The 16,742-nt window shown below is 55.3% G+C and carries 14 protein-coding genes; 9 read left to right on the top strand and 5 right to left on the bottom strand.

Annotated elements, in window-relative coordinates; genetic code table 11:
• Positions 1 to 54: 54 nt before the first annotated feature.
• From fruB to ABLV12_RS22100, 6 genes are all read left to right on the top strand, one after another.
• Positions 55 to 1,185, top strand: a complete 1,131-nt coding sequence (gene fruB / locus ABLV12_RS22125) for a fused PTS fructose transporter subunit IIA/HPr protein (RefSeq protein ID WP_032728557.1) — start codon at positions 55 to 57, stop codon at positions 1,183 to 1,185.
• Positions 1,186 to 2,124: a 1-phosphofructokinase gene (gene fruK, locus ABLV12_RS22120; RefSeq protein ID WP_004103928.1), complete on the top strand. Its 939-nt coding sequence runs from the start codon at positions 1,186 to 1,188 to the stop codon at positions 2,122 to 2,124.
• 16 nt (positions 2,125 to 2,140) lie between these two features.
• Complete coding sequence (gene fruA, locus ABLV12_RS22115) at positions 2,141 to 3,829, top strand: PTS fructose transporter subunit IIBC (protein ID WP_070555998.1); 1,689 nt, start codon at positions 2,141 to 2,143, stop codon at positions 3,827 to 3,829.
• A 325-nt stretch (positions 3,830 to 4,154) separates the two neighbouring features.
• Positions 4,155 to 5,090, top strand: a complete 936-nt coding sequence (locus tag ABLV12_RS22110; RefSeq protein WP_064396462.1) for a pseudouridine kinase — start codon at positions 4,155 to 4,157, stop codon at positions 5,088 to 5,090.
• Positions 5,083 to 6,018, top strand: coding sequence for a pseudouridine-5'-phosphate glycosidase (locus tag ABLV12_RS22105; protein ID WP_135800459.1), 936 nt, complete (start codon positions 5,083 to 5,085; stop codon positions 6,016 to 6,018). The genes ABLV12_RS22110 and ABLV12_RS22105 overlap by 8 nt, the downstream gene beginning before the upstream one ends.
• A gap of 96 nt (positions 6,019 to 6,114) precedes the next feature.
• Positions 6,115 to 7,365, top strand: coding sequence for a NupC/NupG family nucleoside CNT transporter (locus ABLV12_RS22100; RefSeq protein WP_004103919.1), 1,251 nt, complete (start codon positions 6,115 to 6,117; stop codon positions 7,363 to 7,365).
• 34 nt (positions 7,366 to 7,399) lie between these two features.
• Here the strand turns inward: ABLV12_RS22100 and ABLV12_RS22095 are convergent, their stop codons facing one another.
• From ABLV12_RS22095 to ABLV12_RS22085, 3 genes are all read right to left on the bottom strand, one after another.
• A complete protein-coding gene (locus ABLV12_RS22095) occupies positions 7,400 to 8,488 on the bottom strand; it encodes a sugar kinase (protein WP_004103916.1) in 1,089 nt (362 codons plus the stop codon).
• Position 8,489: 1 nt separating this feature from the next.
• Positions 8,490 to 9,347, bottom strand: coding sequence for a deoxyribonuclease IV (gene nfo, locus ABLV12_RS22090; RefSeq protein WP_004103914.1), 858 nt, complete (start codon positions 9,345 to 9,347; stop codon positions 8,490 to 8,492).
• Between the two features lie 96 nt (positions 9,348 to 9,443).
• On the bottom strand, positions 9,444 to 10,493 hold the full coding sequence (locus ABLV12_RS22085) for a YeiH family protein (protein WP_064396321.1): 1,050 nt from the start codon (positions 10,491 to 10,493) through the stop codon (positions 9,444 to 9,446).
• Between the two features lie 172 nt (positions 10,494 to 10,665).
• Here ABLV12_RS22085 and yieE point away from each other — a divergent pair, with 172 nt between their 5' ends.
• Positions 10,666 to 11,538 (top strand): DNA-binding transcriptional regulator YeiE, encoded by an 873-nt coding sequence (gene yieE / locus ABLV12_RS22080; protein ID WP_204724293.1) that lies wholly within the window; start codon positions 10,666 to 10,668, stop codon positions 11,536 to 11,538.
• Here yieE and ABLV12_RS22075 read toward each other — a convergent pair.
• Positions 11,517 to 12,005, bottom strand: a complete 489-nt coding sequence (locus tag ABLV12_RS22075) for a hypothetical protein (RefSeq protein WP_016809573.1) — start codon at positions 12,003 to 12,005, stop codon at positions 11,517 to 11,519. The genes yieE and ABLV12_RS22075 overlap by 22 nt on opposite strands.
• Positions 12,005 to 12,487, bottom strand: coding sequence for a hypothetical protein (locus tag ABLV12_RS22070; protein WP_023321335.1), 483 nt, complete (start codon positions 12,485 to 12,487; stop codon positions 12,005 to 12,007). The genes ABLV12_RS22075 and ABLV12_RS22070 overlap by 1 nt, the downstream gene beginning before the upstream one ends.
• Before the next feature lie 205 nt (positions 12,488 to 12,692).
• Between ABLV12_RS22070 and ABLV12_RS22065 the strand changes: the two genes are divergently transcribed.
• The gene (locus tag ABLV12_RS22065) at positions 12,693 to 14,162 is read left to right on the top strand and encodes an amino acid permease (protein ID WP_004103903.1); all 1,470 of its coding nucleotides are present in this window, start codon (positions 12,693 to 12,695) and stop codon (positions 14,160 to 14,162) included.
• A gap of 304 nt (positions 14,163 to 14,466) precedes the next feature.
• Complete coding sequence (gene cirA / locus ABLV12_RS22060) at positions 14,467 to 16,440, top strand: catecholate siderophore receptor CirA (protein ID WP_004114107.1); 1,974 nt, start codon at positions 14,467 to 14,469, stop codon at positions 16,438 to 16,440.
• Positions 16,441 to 16,742: the final 302 nt, after the last annotated feature.

The following is a 16,742-nucleotide window of genomic DNA, read 5'->3' as shown; positions in this document are numbered from 1 at the left end:
CGCATTTTTTCTCAAAGTAGCTGAAACGATTCAATTCAGCAGGAGAGGAGAACCATGTTCCAGTTATCTGTGCAGGATATTCATCCCGGTCAGCAGGCCGGTAATAAAGAAGAGGCTATTCGTCAGGTTGCCTCCGCGCTGGTTAGCGCGGGCAATGTGGCTGAAGGGTACATCAACGGGATGCTGGCTCGCGAGCAGCAAACCTCCACTTTCCTTGGCAACGGTATTGCGATTCCGCATGGCACCACCGACACGCGCGATCAGGTGCTGAAAACCGGCGTTCAGGTTTATCAGTTCCCGCAGGGCGTGACCTGGGGCGAAGGGCAGACCGCCTACGTCGCTATCGGTATCGCCGCCAGTTCGGATGAACACCTTGGGCTGCTGCGTCAGCTGACCCATGTGCTGAGCGACGACTCGGTTGCTGAACAGCTAAAGTCCGCCACCACCGCTGAAGAGCTGCGCGCCCTGCTGATGGGTGAAAAGCAGAGCGAAGCGCTGAAGCTGGATAACGAAACGCTGACCCTGGACGTGGTCGCCAGCGATCTGCTGACCCTGCAGGCGCTCAACGCCGCGCGGCTGAAAGAAGCGGGCGCCGTCGATGCTTCCTTTGTTAGCCATGCGATTAATGACAAACCGCTGAACCTCGGCCAGGGCATCTGGCTGAACGACAGTCCGGAAGGCAACCTGCGTAGCGCCATTGCCGTGAGCCGCGCGGCCAACGCCTTTATTCGCGATGAGCAGCCGGTTTCCCTGCTGATCACCGTGGCGATGGCCGATGACCAGCCGACGGCGGTCCTTAATCGCCTGAGCAATTTGCTGCTGGACAAAAAAGCTGACCGTTTGCTGAAGTCCGATGGCGCAACGCTGCTGGCGCTGCTGACCAGCGACGATGCGATTGCTGAAGATGTTCTCAGCGCTGAATACGTTATCCGCAACGAGCACGGGCTGCACGCGCGTCCCGGCACGATGCTGGTGAATACCATTAAACAATTTTCCAGCGACATTACGGTCACTAACCTCGATGGTTCGGGCAAGCCGGCAAACGGCCGCAGCCTGATGAAAGTCGTGGCCCTGGGCGTGAAAAAAGGTCACCGCTTGCGCTTCACCGCGCAGGGTGAAGATGCGCAGCAGGCGCTGGATGCGATTGGCGAAGCGATCGCCGCAGGCCTTGGGGAGGGCGCATAAATGAGCAGACGTGTCGCAACGATTACTTTAAACCCGGCCTATGACCTGGTGGGTTTTACCCCGGAAATTGAACGCGGTGAGGTTAACCTTGTTCGCACGACCGGCTTGCACGCCGCAGGGAAGGGGATCAACGTTGCAAAAGTGCTGAAAGATCTCGGTATCGACGTCACCGTGGGCGGTTTTCTCGGTAAAGATAATCAGGATGGCTTTCAGCAACTGTTCAGTGAGCTGGGCATCGCTAACCGTTTTCAGGTCGTTCAGGGCCGTACCCGTATTAACGTCAAGCTGACAGAAAAAGATGGCGAAGTGACCGACTTCAACTTCTCCGGCTTTGAAGTCACGCCGGGTGACTGGGAGCGTTTTGTTAACGACTCCCTGAGCTGGCTGGGCCAGTTCGATATGGTCTGCGTGAGCGGCAGCTTACCTTCCGGCGTAAGTCCGGAAGCGTTCACCGACTGGATGACCCGCTTGCGCAGCCAGTGCCCGTGCATCATTTTTGACAGCAGCCGCGAAGCGCTGGTTGCCGGTCTTAAAGCGGCGCCGTGGCTGGTTAAACCTAACCGTCGTGAGCTGGAAATCTGGGCGGGTCGCAAGTTACCTGAAATGAAGGATGTGATTGAGGCCGCTCATGCGCTGCGCGAGCAGGGGATTGCCCACGTGGTGATCTCCCTTGGCGAAGAAGGCGCCCTGTGGGTTAACGCCTCCGGCGAGTGGATTGCCAAGCCGCCTTCAGTGGAAGTGGTTAGCACCGTTGGCGCGGGCGATTCAATGGTTGGCGGCCTCATTTACGGACTGCTGATGCGTGAGTCCAGCGAGCATACGCTGCGCCTGGCAACGGCCGTCGCCGCGCTGGCGGTGAGTCAGAGCAATGTCGGTATTACCGATCGTACCCAGTTGGCCGCAATGATGGCGCGCGTCGACTTACAACCCTTTAATTAACAGCAGGAGAGGCATAATGAAAACGCTGCTGATTATTGATGCCGGGCTCGGACAGGCCCGCGCCTATATGGCGAAGACCCTGTTAAGCACCGCGGCGCAAAAAGCGCAACTTGAACTGATTGATAACCCAAACGACGCTGAGCTGGCGATTGTGCTGGGCGCGACGCTGCCAACTGACAGCGCGCTGAACGGCAAAAAGGTTTATCTCGGCGATATTAATCGCGCCGTTGCTCACCCGGAACTATTCCTCGGGGAAGCCAGGAGCCATGCCACGCCATATGCCGCTCCGGCTGCTACAGCTTTACCGGCGGCAACTCATGGTCCGAAACGCATTGTGGCGGTCACTGCCTGCCCGACCGGCGTCGCGCACACCTTTATGGCGGCGGAAGCGATTGAAACCGAAGCCAAAAAACGCGGCTGGTGGGTGAAAGTTGAAACTCGCGGCTCCGTGGGTGCGGGTAATGCCATCACTCCTGAAGAGGTTGAGCAGGCGGATCTGGTGGTTGTCGCGGCTGATATCGAAGTGGATCTGGCGAAATTTGCCGGCAAGCCGATGTATCGCACCACTACCGGTCTGGCGCTGAAGAAAACCGCTCAGGAGCTGGATAAAGCCGTTGTTGAAGCGAAACCATATCAGCCTGCGGGTAAATCCCAGGCCGCGGCAGAAGGCAAAAAAGAGTCCGCGGGCGCCTATCGTCACCTGCTGACTGGCGTATCGTATATGTTGCCGATGGTGGTAGCGGGCGGCCTGTGTATCGCGCTCTCCTTCGCTTTTGGTATCAAAGCCTTTGAAGTAAAAGACACTCTGGCCGCCGCGCTGATGCAAATCGGCGGGGGATCAGCCTTCGCGCTGATGGTACCGGTACTGGCGGGCTTTATTGCCTTCTCCATCGCTGACCGCCCTGGCCTGACGCCAGGTCTTATCGGCGGTATGCTGGCGGTTAGCACCGGATCTGGCTTTATCGGCGGTATTATCGCCGGCTTCCTTGCTGGTTATGTGGCGAAAGCGATCAGTACCAGGCTGAAACTGCCGCAAAGTATGGAAGCGCTGAAACCGATCCTCATCATTCCGCTGGTTTCCAGCCTGATCGTGGGTCTGGCAATGATTTACCTGATTGGTAAACCCGTTGCCGGAATTCTCGAAGGCCTGACCCACTGGCTACAAACTATGGGGACGGCGAACGCGGTTCTGCTCGGTGCAATTCTCGGCGGTATGATGTGTACCGATATGGGCGGCCCGGTGAACAAAGCAGCTTACGCCTTTGGTGTTGGTCTTCTGAGTACCCAAACCTATGCCCCGATGGCGGCCATTATGGCGGCAGGTATGGTTCCACCGCTGGCGCTGGGTCTGGCGACGCTGATTGCGCGTAAAAAGTTTGACAAAGCGCAGCAGGAAGGCGGTAAAGCCGCACTGGTTCTCGGCCTGTGCTTTATCACCGAAGGAGCAATTCCTTTTGCCGCTCGCGATCCGATGCGCGTCCTGCCTTGCTGTATCGTTGGCGGCGCGGTGACCGGTGCGATGTCCATGTGGGTTGGCGCGAAACTGATGGCGCCGCACGGCGGTCTGTTCGTCCTGCTGATCCCTGGCGCGATTACCCCGGTGCTGGGATATCTGATGGCGATTGTGGTCGGTACGCTGGTCGCAGGCCTTTCCTACGCGGTGCTGAAACGTCCTGAAGTTCAGGTGGAAGAAAAAGTCGCCTGATCGACGATGTTACACGCAAAAGGGCAGAGTCTTCTCTGCCCTTTTTTTATGCCGTATCCGCCCTCTGCTTAACCCGCCATATGTGCTCTCCTTCGCATTTTTAAGCTGTTTAAAAACCATACTAGCCAAATTTTGTGATTCTCTTCATGTTCATATGAAATCCCTCTGGCGGACCCCTTTACTTTAAAACCAATCCGCTTAACATAAACATATGTTCACATTCAAACATGTGTTTAATGAGAGGGTACTGAATGGGCGTATGATTATTTACTGATATTCAAACATTCCACTGCCAAAGCGTTTTTGTATGCTGGAGGGTATTTTTATGCCTGAAAATGATTACGTTGTAATTATTGGATCGGCAAATATGGATGTTGCTGGTTATTCCCATGTATCGTTGAACTATGCTGATTCTAACCCCGGAAAAATAAAATACACTCCCGGTGGAGTGGGGCGGAATATTGCGCAGAATATTGCTTTATTGAGTAAACCATCCTGGCTACTGTCGGTTGTCGGAGATGATTTCTATGGCCACTCCCTATTAAAACAAACGGCTCAGTCCGGCGTTCATGTCGATAAATGTCAGATCGTCCACGGCGAGGGGACATCGAGCTATTTATCGCTGCTCGATAATACCGGTGAAATGCTGGTGGCGATTAATGATATGAGTATCACCGAGCATATTACGCCAGCCTTTTTAAGCCAGCACCGGGATTTTATTCGCAGCGCTGCGGTCATCGTCGTTGACTGTAATATCAGCGAATCGGCGCTGGCCTGGTTGATGGAAAATAGCGGCCCGACACCCATTTTTGTTGACCCGGTCTCTGCCTGGAAGTGCGTGAAAATCAGCCAGCATCTGGGGCGTATCCACACTCTGAAACCGAACCGAATTGAAGCTGAAACGCTGAGCGGAATTGCGCTTTCCGGCACTGATGACGTCACGCGCGTTGCCGACTGGTTTCACCAGCGTGGCCTGCGGCGCCTGGTGCTGAGCATGGGGGGGGACGGGGTTTACTTCAGCGAGAAAGACGGCGAGCGCGGCTGGTCGGCGCCGTTAAAAACCCAGGTAGTCAACGTCACCGGCGCCGGTGACGCCATGATGGCCGGTTTGGCCTGCTGCTGGCTCGACGGCTGTTCATTTTCGCAAGCGGTGAAGTTTGCTCAGGGATGCTCTTCTCTGGCGCTCTCATCGGAATTCACCAATAACCCTGAATTATCTTACGCCAACGTAAAAAAGGTAGTGGAGAACGAACATGTCTGAATTAAATATTTCCTCTGAATTATTACAGGTTTCTGCGGAAGTTCAGCAGGCATTAAAGAATAACCAACCCATAGTCGCGCTGGAGTCGACTATTATTTCTCACGGAATGCCGTTTCCAGAAAATGCGCAGACCGCGCTGGAAGTCGAAGAAACGATTCGCCGTCAGGGAGCGATTCCGGCAACAATTGCGATTATTCATGGCGTTATGAAAGTTGGCCTGAGCCGCGAAGAAATTGAATTGCTCGGTCGTGAAGGACATAACGTTACCAAAGTCAGTCGCCGTGATTTACCTTTCGTTGTCGCCGCAGGATTAAATGGCGCGACCACCGTGGCTTCTACCATGATTATTGCCGCCATGGCCGGGATAAAAGTCTTCGCGACCGGCGGTATTGGCGGTGTGCACCGCGGAGCAGAGCATACTTTTGATATTTCCGCCGATTTACAGGAGCTGGCCAATACCAATGTTACCGTAGTTTGTGCCGGCGCAAAATCTATTCTCGACCTTGGATTAACCACAGAATATTTAGAAACGTTTGGCGTTCCGCTTATTGGCTATCAAACTTCGGCGCTCCCGGCATTTTTCTGTCGAACCAGTCCGTTTGACGTCAGTATTCGCCTGAATAGCGCTAAAGAAATCGCTAAAGCGATGGCGGTGAAATGGCAGTCGGGCCTGAACGGGGGGATGGTGGTGGCGAACCCGATACCGGAACAGTTTGCGATGCCGGAAGCGAAAATCAACGCCGCCATCGACCAGGCGGTGAAGGAAGCGGAAGAGCAGGGTGTGGTGGGTAAGGAGAGTACGCCGTTCCTGCTGGCTCGCGTTGCGGAGCTGACCGGCGGGGATAGCCTGAAATCCAATATTCAGCTGGTCTTCAATAATGCCGTGCTGGCCTGCGAGATTGCCAAAGAGTATCAGCAGATCGCCTGACGACAGTAGCGGGCTGTTTGCGGTTGCCCGCCCCGATATCAAATATACCGAAAGCCTGGCCTGACGCCGGGTTTTCCTCCAGGTAAGGATATCATTATGGACATCATGAGAAGTCTTTTGGGGATGGTGGTATTGCTGGCCATCGCCTTTGCGCTGTCAGTAAATAAAAAACGCATCAGTATCAGAACCGTAGGGGCCGCGCTGCTGCTGCAGATCGTGATTGGCGGAGTGATGCTCTATTTCCCGCCGGGCAAGTGGCTGGTGGAACAGGCGGCGCTCGGGGTACATAAAGTCATGTCCTACAGCGACGCCGGAAGCGCGTTTATTTTTGGATCGCTTGTCGGTCCGAAAATGGATGTGCTGTTTGACGGCGCGGGTTTTATCTTCGCCTTCCGCGTGCTGCCCGCCATCATTTTTGTCACCGCGCTGATAAGCCTGCTTTACTACCTCGGCGTGATGGGGCTGCTGATCCGGATTCTCGGCGGTATCTTCCAGAAAGCGCTGAATATCAGCAAGATTGAGTCCTTTGTCGCCGTGACCACCATCTTTCTTGGCCAAAATGAGATCCCGGCGATCGTCAAACCCTTTATCGACCGTCTCAACCGCAATGAGCTGTTTACCGCCATTTGTAGCGGGATGGCGTCGATCGCCGGGTCGATGATGATCGGCTATGCCGGCATGGGCGTACCGATCGATTATCTGCTGGCTGCTTCACTGATGGCTATTCCCGGCGGGATTCTGTTTGCTCGTATGCTGAGCCCGGCAACCGAAGCCTCCCGGGTCACTTTCGATAATCTCTCCTTCACCGAGACGCCGCCGAAAAGCATTATCGAGGCGGCAGCATCCGGGGCGATGACAGGGCTGAAAATTGCCGCCGGGGTGGCAACGGTGGTGATGGCGTTTGTGGCGATCATCGCGTTGCTGAACGGTATTATCGGCGGCATTGGCGGCTGGTTTGGCTACGGTCACGCCACGCTGGAGGGTATTTTCGGTTTCCTGCTCGCGCCTCTGGCGTGGATTATGGGCGTTGACTGGAGCGATGCGACGCTGGCGGGAAGCCTGATTGGCCAAAAGCTGGCGATAAACGAATTCGTCGCCTACCTCAACTTTTCGCCTTATCTGCAAACCGGCGGTACCCTGGACGTGAAAACCGTTGCGATTATCTCGTTTGCGCTGTGCGGTTTCGCCAACTTTGGCTCAATAGGTGTGGTTGTCGGGGCATTTTCGGCTATTTCACCGCAGCGCGCGCCGGAAATTGCTCAGCTTGGGCTGCGCGCTCTGGCGGCGGCCACGCTCTCTAACCTGATGAGCGCCACCATTGCCGGGTTCTTTATCGGTCTGGCATAAAACAGCGCGCGCACCGCGCCTGCGGTGCGCGATGCTATAGGCTGGGAAGTAAATTGAGCGCGTTATCAACGGATAAAGAAGGGTTGTTGATGCTGTCGCTGGCGCGGGTAATGGCGGTGCAGGCCATGGCGAAAGCGACGCTCTCTTTGAAATCGCTGCCGTCAAGATAGCTATAAAGCAGCCCGGCCATCAGCGCATCGTCGGCGCCAAAGCTGTCTATCGTGGTATGGCCCGGTAGCTTCATCTGAAAACGTTCACCGCCGGCTTCGCTACAGAAAACGGAATCGTCTTCCGAGCAAATTACCACGCGCCGCGTTCCCCTTTCGTGCAGCCAGGCTAACGCGCGATCGCGATCGGCCTCGTTTTCAATGGGTTCTCCCCAGAGGATCTGCAGTTCGCGCAGCGTCGGCTTGAGGGTATGGATCTTTCCCAGCCACGGGCGAATGCGGTGCGCTTTAAACTCCGACACGGTATCAACAAATACCGGAATAGCGTTGGCCAGCGTAAATACCCACTCCAGCAACGGCTCCGTTAAATTACAATCGACCAGGATGACGCCGGCATGGGTCAGCAGATCCCGATATTGATTCAGCAGCTGCGGGGTGAGCGACTGTAAGATATGCGTATCGTTAATCGCCAGCACCGTCTCTTCCTGCGGATTGGCGATGGAGAGATAGGTGGCGGTATTGTGACCGTGCAGGCGGATACAGCTTTGCACGTTAACCCCGGCTTGTCGGGTCTGCTCAAGCAACGTTTCGCCGTAAAAGTCGCTGCCGACGGCGGAAATCAGATGCACATCGCGGCCCAGCAGCGCCAGATTATGCGCGATGTTCCGCGCCACTCCGCCGGCGGAGCACTGGATATTGCCCGGGTTGGAGACCGGTTGGGGATAATGAATATCGGCAATGCCGCGGATATCCATATTCACCGCGCCCAGCGAGACGCAATACTCCTGCTCGGTAAGGATGTAGCCTTTGCCCTTGATAGCCCCCTTACGCGTGAGGTCCATAATATGCGCGGCTACGCGGGAGCGGCTAATCTGCAGAATATCGGCAATCTCATGCTGCTGAATCAGCGGATTGCGCCGCAAAATTTTGAGGATCTGCTTTTCCCTGTCGTTCATATCAGACCACGGCCTCTTCCGTCTGCTGCGCCCGCAGCCAGGCGATCTCTTCCGCCCAGATATCAGGATTGATCGTTTCCAGGATCAGCGGGATACCGTCAAAGCGGCTATCCTGCATTATCCAGCGGAAGGCATCGTGGCCGATATTGCCTTCACCCAGGCTGTGGTGGCGGTCAACGCGGCTGCCGAACGTGCTTTTCGCATCGTTCAGATGCATACCGCGCAGATACTGAAAACCGACAATCCGTTCAAAATCAGCGAAGGTTTTTTCACACTCTTCGGCGCTACGCAGGTCGTAGCCGGCGGCGAAGGCGTGGCAGGTATCAATGCACACGCCGACGCGCGATTTATCTTCCACGCCATCGATGATGGCTGCCAGATGTTCAAACTTAAACCCCAGGTTACTGCCCTGGCCGGCGGTGTTTTCAATGACCGCCGTCACGCCTTCGGTTTTGGCCAGCGCGATGTTAATGGACTCGGCAATGCGCGCCAGGCATTCGTCTTCTGGAATTTGCTGCAGATGACTACCCGGATGAAAATTGAGCAGCGTCAGGCCGAGCTGCTGGCAGCGGGAGAGTTCATCAATAAAGGCATCGCGGGATTTTTCCAGCGCGTCCGCAACCGGGTGGCCGAGGTTAATCAGATAGCTGTCGTGCGGCAGAATTTGTCCCGGGCCGAAATGATGCTTCTCGCAGGCGGCTTTAAATTCAGCAATGGTGTCGTCGCTCAAAGGCGCGGCGCGCCACTGGCGCTGGTTTTTGGTAAAGAGGGCAAATGCGGTTGCGCCGATTTCGGCTGCGCGAATGGCGGCATTGGCTACGCCGCCGGAGGCGCTGACGTGCGCTCCAATGTATTTCATAAAAAAACTCCAGTTAAGCCGCTGGGGGGAGGGTAATGATAGCGGCTTAGCCGGAGAGTTACATCATCCTTAATACAACCTGAGTATTGAGGAGGCTCAGGCCATCAGACTGTGGATAGCAAGGTTAATCGCGCCGCCGCCGACAATCAGCCAGACAAAGAGCATCAGCGCCATCAGCAGCGGTTTAGCGCCGGCTTTTTTCAGCGCGCTGACGTGGGTGGTCAGGCCGAGGGCAGCCATCGCCATCGCCAGCAGCACGGTATCCAGGGTCACCAGCATATCAACTACCGCTTTCGGCAGCAGGTGGAAGGAGTTAAATACCGCCACCAGAATAAACAGGATCGCAAACCACGGAATGGTGATTTTGCTTTTCTCGCCGCCGTTTGCCGGGGCTAATTGCTTCACGCGAGCGGCAAGGAACAGCAGGAACGGAGCCAGCATCATCACGCGCAGCATTTTTGCAATCACCGCCGCGTTTTCCGCATCCGGACTTACGGCGTGGCCGGCGGCGACAACCTGGGCAACCTCATGCATCGTCGAACCCATATAGATGCCGTAGGCCTCCGGCGTAAACCAGTGCGCCAGGAAAGGATAAATCGCCGGGTACAGGAAGATAGCAATGGTACCGAAAATCACCACCGTGGCCACGGCGACCGTCACTTTGCTGGCCTCCGCTTTGACGACTGGTTCCGTCGCCAGGACAGCTGCCGCGCCGCAAATGCTGCTACCGGCGCCAATCAGCCAACTGGTATGTTTATCGAGGCCGAAAACCTTTTGCCCAAGAAAACAGGCGATAAAAAAGGTGCTGGAAAGCGTCAGCACATCAATCACGATACCGCTGACGCCAACGTCGGCAATCTGGGCGAACGTCAGGCGAAAGCCGTATAGAATGATGCCGAGGCGCAGCAGGTGCTGTTTGGCAAAGAGTACGCCGCCGTCGCAGGGCAGCCAGATTTTCGGGTAAACCGTGTTACCGATGACCATGCCGAACAAAATGGCCAACGTAAGGGCGCTGAAGCCCGCGCCAGCGATTGCCGGAAAACTACCGGCCCACAGCGCTGCGCCGGTGAGCAGGGCGGTCAGCGCCAGTCCAGGTGCAAAGTGCCGCAATGGGCGATGTTTAGTCGGTAAAGTGAGTGCTGTCATAACCTTCTCCTTTGTCTGGGAAAAGCATACGACGCGCTGGTTTAAATATAAAATTGATTATATATTTATAATTAATCGTAATAAGTGGTAAACGAGCAGTTTCGCGGTTTGAGCACGATGTGTATAAGCCTTAGCCGCGAATGTCGGGTCGTCTATAAAGGCAGGAAAAATCATGCATATTACGCTACGGCAGCTGGAAGTTTTTGCTGAAGTTCTGAAAAGCGGGTCGACGACCCAGGCCTCGCAAATGCTGGCGCTGTCGCAGTCGGCGGTCAGCGCCGCGCTGACCGATCTTGAAGGGCAGTTGGGAGTGCAGCTGTTTGACCGCGTCGGGAAAAGGCTGGTGGTCAACGAACACGGCAGGCTGCTCTATCCGCGGGCGCTGGCGCTGCTGGAGCGGGCGCTGGAGATAGAGCAGCTGTTTCGCGGCGACAACGGCGCGATTCGCGTCTACGCCAGCAGCACCATCGGCAACTATATCTTGCCGGAGATCATTGCGCGCTATCGACGCGACCTGCCGGATTTACCGCTGGAGCTGAGTGTGGGCAATAGCCAGGACGTGATCAACGCGGTGGCCGATCTGCGGGTGGATATCGGGTTGATTGAAGGTCCCTGCCACGCGGCGGATATTATCGCCGAACCCTGGCTGAAAGATGAACTGGTGGTCTTTGCCGCGCCAGATTCACCGCTGCTGGAACGGGAGGTGACGCTGCAACGGCTGGCGGAGGCGCCGTGGATTCTACGCGAGCACGGCTCCGGGACCCGGGAAATTGTCGACTATTTATTATTATCGCATCTACCGGCATTTCATCTTGGAATGGAACTGGGTAATTCGGAAGCCATCAAGCACGCGGTGCGCCATGGTCTGGGCATTAGCTGCCTGTCGCGACGCGTGGTTGCGGAGCAGCTTGAAGTGGGATCGCTGGTGGCGCTGAAGATTCCACTGCCGCGCTTAACCCGCACCCTGTGGCGTATTCATCACCGCCAGAAGCATATTTCCAAGGCATTACAGCGTTTCCTGAGCTATTGCGAGATCGCAACCTGATACGCGAGGTTTTGCACCGGCGCCAGCCCGTGTTGAACGCAAATATCCGCTGTTTTCGCGTAATACCATGTTCCCCATGGATAAGGTTCCCAGCAGCGAATATAGCGGTCAGGGCTAAAAAGGGTGAAATGTAAAACCAGAATCAGCGTATTTGCGGTGAGCAGCAATAGCGGCGTCAGGTAAAGGCAAGACCTGACGATGGGGGTTGCAAAAGGTAGCGGCGCAGCCTGGGGGAAAAAGAGTTTTTTATTTCCCTCTATGCTCAATATCAGCAGCGCAGGCCCCAGGCAGACAAAGTTTGCTTTTAAAATATTCTGCGAACAGAAATCCGGCGCCCGTGGCAGCCTGAGTAGCGTGAAATAGTCGCCTGCCAGGTAAAGAGAGCACAAAGCAAGCAGAGGGCAAATCAGCGAAACGCCGACCCAGACAGGCCAGTCATACTGAGGCGGCGGTTGCACTTTGCGCATCAATTGTTTCCTCGCTCATCGGGCGATGGCCTGATAATGGTGTAGCCAAAATGCTGGCACCAGCGGCTATTCCTGACGTACATATACGTGGTCCCATGGCCGCCTTTGCTGATACACACGCCAAATTGTGGGCTTTTATAGTGCTCAATAGTGACGTATTGCAGGACATAAAGGCTGACAGACCACACCGGCCCCATCGCAATAAAGAACAAAAACAGGAGCGTGGCGTAGCGCTCGCCAGGCGTGCCGCTGGCGGTGCAGGCGGCAATCAGCGCCATCAGCAGTGCCAGACCGAGGAAGAGGATGCCGGAGAAGAGCGAGTCGGCGCTGTCGACAATATAATCCGGACGGAAGTACCACTCTTCAATAATTTTGATGCTTTGATAGAAGCCAATGATAAAAAGAATGAAGCAAAAGCAAGCTGCGTAGACTCCCTCAGCGAGCGACATGGTGCGGCGTTTGCGCTTGTTCTTGCGTTTCATCGTCAGTTCCTTCCGTGGAATTTCGCGGAAGTTTGCCCGATATCCCTCTGGTTTGTGCAATTATTTGTGCTAATGGCGGATTTGTTCTTTACTAATAATCGGCAGTCGATCATGAAGCTCTCTTATAACTTTGCATTTGTATCGGATGGATCACAGACTCTCTGCTACAATCTCGCCTCGTTTTTTGGATGGATAGCATTTTCACATGGTTTCGGATACTAAAACCACAGAAGCGCCCGGTTTACGTCGTGAACTGAAGGCGCGCCACTTGACCATGATCGCTATTGGCGGTTCCATAGGTACAGGTCTTTTTGTTGCCTCTGGCGCAACGATTTCTCAGGCAGGCCCAGGCGGGGCGCTGCTCTCCTATATTCTCATCGGCCTGATGGTTTATTTCCTGATGACCAGCCTCGGCGAGCTGGCGGCGTTTATGCCGGTCTCCGGCTCTTTTGCTACCTATGGGCAAAATTACGTCGAGGAAGGTTTTGGCTTCGCGCTGGGCTGGAACTACTGGTACAACTGGGCGGTGACCATCGCCGTTGACCTCGTTGCCGCTCAGCTGGTGATGACCTACTGGTTCCCGGACGCGCCCGGCTGGATCTGGAGCGCGCTGTTCCTCGGGATCATGTTCCTGCTGAACTGGATTTCGGTAAAAGGCTTTGGCGAGGCGGAATACTGGTTTTCGCTGATCAAAGTCGCCACCGTCATTATCTTCATTATTGTCGGCGTGATGATGATCTTCGGCATCTTCAAAGGCGCACAGCCTGCGGGCTGGAGCAACTGGGTTGTCGACGATGCGCCGTTCGCGGGCGGCTTTGCGGCGATGATTGGCGTGGCGATGATTGTCGGCTTCTCATTTCAGGGAACCGAGCTTATCGGCATCGCGGCCGGCGAATCGGAAAACCCGGAGAAGAACATCCCGCGCGCGGTGCGTCAGGTGTTCTGGCGTATCCTGCTGTTCTATGTGTTCGCCATCCTGATCATCAGTCTGATTATTCCTTATACCGACCCGAGCCTGCTGCGTAACGACGTGAAAGATATTTCCGTCAGTCCGTTTACGCTGGTATTCCAGCACGCAGGGCTGTTGTCAGCGGCGGCGATTATGAACGCGGTTATTCTGACTGCAGTATTGTCGGCGGGTAACTCCGGGATGTATGCGTCCACCCGCATGCTCTATACCCTGGCCTGCGATGGCAAAGCGCCGCGTATTTTCTCTAAGCTGTCAAAAGGCGGCGTGCCGCGTAATGCGCTGTATGCCACCACGGTGATTGCTGCGCTGTGCTTCCTGAGCTCAATGTTCGGTAACCAGACCGTTTACCTGTGGCTGCTGAACACCTCGGGGATGACCGGCTTTATTGCCTGGCTGGGGATTGCCATCAGCCACTATCGCTTCCGTCGTGGCTACGTCATGCAGGGGAACGATCTGAATAACCTGCCGTACCGTTCAGGCTTTTTCCCGCTGGGGCCGATCTTCGCGTTCGTCCTGTGTCTGATCATTACCCTGGGGCAGAACTACGAAGCGTTCCTCAAAGACACCATCGACTGGGGCGGCGTTGCGGCAACCTATATCGGCATTCCGCTGTTCCTGGTCATCTGGTTTGGCTACAAGCTGGCGAAAGGAACGCGCTTTGTGCGCTACAGTGAAATGAAGTTCCCGGATCGCTTCAAAGGCTAAGGTTAGCTTGCTCGGTCAGATAAAACCCTCTCAATGAGAGGGTTTTTTTATGTCTCCAGTTCTTACAAATTGATACAGATCTCCATAATTGTATTGATAATTGTAATCATTATCTTTATCATTTTCGCCAAATTCAGGATGAAGCCAATCCCCGTATCTTGCAGACACTCAAACTGACAAGGGGCGACCAGCCACATCTACTGTAAAAAATTGCGCGCACGCCGCCGTTAGAGCGGTATGCCGACAGTACCTGTGAGCAGCACCTTTTTTGTTTGTTTTGTTGTACACCTCATGGAGATATGGAATGTTCAGGCTAAACCCTTTTGTCCGGGCCGGATTATGTGCGTCCGTCGTATCCTTAGCGTTTCCGGCGCTGGCCGACGTTAATGAAGAAACGCTGGTCGTCACCGCTGCGGCAACTGAACAGAGCGTCAAAGATGCGCCCGCCAGTATTAGCGTTATCACCCAACAGGATCTGCAGCGTAGACCGGTACAAAACCTGAAGGATGTACTGCGGGAAGTGCCGGGCGTGCAGCTCACCAACGAAGGGGATAACCGCAAGGGGGTGAGTATTCGCGGCCTCAGCAGCGGCTATACGCTGATCCTCGTTGATGGCAAACGCGTTAACTCGCGCAACGCCGTTTTCCGCCACAATGATTTTGACCTTAACTGGATCCCGGTTGATGCCATTGAGCGTATCGAAGTCGTGCGCGGGCCGATGTCTTCCCTCTATGGTTCCGACGCCCTCGGCGGCGTAGTGAATATCATCACTAAAAAAGTCGGCCAGCAGTGGACCGGCACCCTCAGCGCGGACACCACCATTCAGGAACACCGCGATCGCGGCGATACGTACAATGGTCAGTTCTTTACCAGCGGCCCGCTGATTGACGGTGTGCTCGGAATGAAGGCCTACGGCAGCCTGGCAAAGCGCGCCAAGGACGATCAGCAGGCTTCCAGCAACGCAGCTGGCGAAACGCCGCGTATTGAAGGCTTCACCAGCCGCGACGGAAATGTCGAATTCGCCTGGACGCCCAATGATAATCAGGACATTACCGCAGGCTACGGTTTTGATCGCCAGGATCGTGATTCCGACTCTCTCGACCGCAACCGCCTTGAACGGCAGAACTACTCCCTGAGCCACAACGGCCGCTGGGATGTCGGCAATAGCGAGCTGAAATTCTACGGCGAGAAAGTGGATAATAAAAATCCCGGACAGGCCGGCACCATCACTTCTGAGAGTAACGCGGTGGATGGCAAATACGTTCTGCCGCTGGGAATGATTAACCAGCTGCTGACCTTCGGCGGCGAATGGCGCCACGATAAGTTGAAGGATCCGGTCAACCTGAGCAGCGGCGGTAAATCCACTTCCGCCAGCCAGTATGCGCTGTTCCTGGAAGATGAATGGCGGATAATCGAACCTCTGGCCTTAACCACCGGCATCCGTATGGACGATCATCAGACCTATGGCGATCACTGGAGCCCGCGTGCTTATCTGGTCTATAACGCTACCGATACCGTGACCGTGAAGGGCGGCTGGGCGACGGCATTTAAAGCGCCATCGCTGCTGCAGCTGAACCCGGACTGGACCACCAACTCCTGCCGCGGTTCGTGCAGCATTATCGGTAACCCGGATCTGAAGCCGGAAACCAGCGAAAGCTTCGAGCTGGGTTTGTACTATCGCGGCGAAGAGGGCTGGCTTGAAGGCGTGGAAGGAAGCGTCACCACCTTCCAGAACAACGTTGACGATATGATCGATATTCTGCGTACCTCCAGCGCCAGCGAAGCGCCGGGCTATCCGAACTTTGTCGGCTGGAAAACGGTGAACGGGAAACGCGTGCCGGTCTTCCGCTACTTCAACGTCAATAAGGCGCGAATCAAAGGGGTAGAAACGGAATTGAAAGTACCGTTTGGCGATGAATGGAAGCTGACGGTGAACTACACCTATAACGATGGTCGCGACCTGAGTAACGGCGGCGATAAACCGCTGCAGACGCTGCCGTTCCATACGGCTAACGGCACACTCGACTGGAAACCGCTGGACGACTGGTCCTTCTACGTCACCGCCAACTATACCGGCGAACAGCGTTCGGTCAGCACGACGGGCAAAACGCCCGGGGGCTACACCATGTTTGATATCGGCGCGGCCTGGAACGTCACCAAAAACGTCAAGCTGCGCTCCGGGGTGCTTAACGTCGGCGATAAGGATCTGAGCCGCGACGACTACAGCTATACAGAAGAAGGTCGCCGCTACTTTATGGCCGTCGATTACCGCTTCTAACCGGGCGATAAAAGAGGGCTGGCAGATTTCCCTGCCAGCCCTCGTTAAAGGCGCTCAGGTGGCTACTTACCGGGGCGAATAATGGCACGAATACTGCCGCAATTATTTCTAATATACCCTAAATAATTCGAGTTGCAGGAAGGCGGCGACGCAGGGAGTCCCCAGGAGCTTACTTAAGTAAGTGACTGGGGCGAGCGAGGAAGCCAACGCACATGCAACTTGAAGTATGACGGGTATACACACGATGAGCAGACACCAGATCGGGACGTTGGGCGCTACCTTCATGGTTTGTTCTCCTTGCC

This window comes from Klebsiella sp. CN_Kp100, assembly GCF_040065315.1.
GTDB lineage: Bacteria > Pseudomonadota > Gammaproteobacteria > Enterobacterales > Enterobacteriaceae > Klebsiella > Klebsiella oxytoca.
This window is presented reverse-complemented; position numbering and strand designations above follow the sequence as displayed.

Excerpts from the sequence above, each read along its gene's own strand:
- ABLV12_RS22095 (WP_004103916.1), bottom strand. The coding sequence starts at position 8,488 with ATGAACGACAGGGAAAAGCAGATCCTCAAAATTTTGCGGCGCAATCCG.
- ABLV12_RS22065 (WP_004103903.1), top strand. The coding sequence starts at position 12,693 with ATGGTTTCGGATACTAAAACCACAGAAGCGCCCGGTTTACGTCGTGAA.
- ABLV12_RS22105 (WP_135800459.1), top strand. The coding sequence starts at position 5,083 with ATGTCTGAATTAAATATTTCCTCTGAATTATTACAGGTTTCTGCGGAA.
- yieE (WP_204724293.1), top strand. The coding sequence starts at position 10,666 with ATGCATATTACGCTACGGCAGCTGGAAGTTTTTGCTGAAGTTCTGAAA.
- fruK (WP_004103928.1), top strand. The coding sequence starts at position 1,186 with ATGAGCAGACGTGTCGCAACGATTACTTTAAACCCGGCCTATGACCTG.
- ABLV12_RS22075 (WP_016809573.1), bottom strand. The coding sequence starts at position 12,005 with ATGCGCAAAGTGCAACCGCCGCCTCAGTATGACTGGCCTGTCTGGGTC.
- fruA (WP_070555998.1), top strand. The coding sequence starts at position 2,141 with ATGAAAACGCTGCTGATTATTGATGCCGGGCTCGGACAGGCCCGCGCC.
- fruB (WP_032728557.1), top strand. The coding sequence starts at position 55 with ATGTTCCAGTTATCTGTGCAGGATATTCATCCCGGTCAGCAGGCCGGT.
- ABLV12_RS22100 (WP_004103919.1), top strand. The coding sequence starts at position 6,115 with ATGGACATCATGAGAAGTCTTTTGGGGATGGTGGTATTGCTGGCCATC.
- ABLV12_RS22070 (WP_023321335.1), bottom strand. The coding sequence starts at position 12,487 with ATGAAACGCAAGAACAAGCGCAAACGCCGCACCATGTCGCTCGCTGAG.
- nfo (WP_004103914.1), bottom strand. The coding sequence starts at position 9,347 with ATGAAATACATTGGAGCGCACGTCAGCGCCTCCGGCGGCGTAGCCAAT.
- cirA (WP_004114107.1), top strand. The coding sequence starts at position 14,467 with ATGTTCAGGCTAAACCCTTTTGTCCGGGCCGGATTATGTGCGTCCGTC.
- ABLV12_RS22085 (WP_064396321.1), bottom strand. The coding sequence starts at position 10,493 with ATGACAGCACTCACTTTACCGACTAAACATCGCCCATTGCGGCACTTT.
- ABLV12_RS22110 (WP_064396462.1), top strand. The coding sequence starts at position 4,155 with ATGCCTGAAAATGATTACGTTGTAATTATTGGATCGGCAAATATGGAT.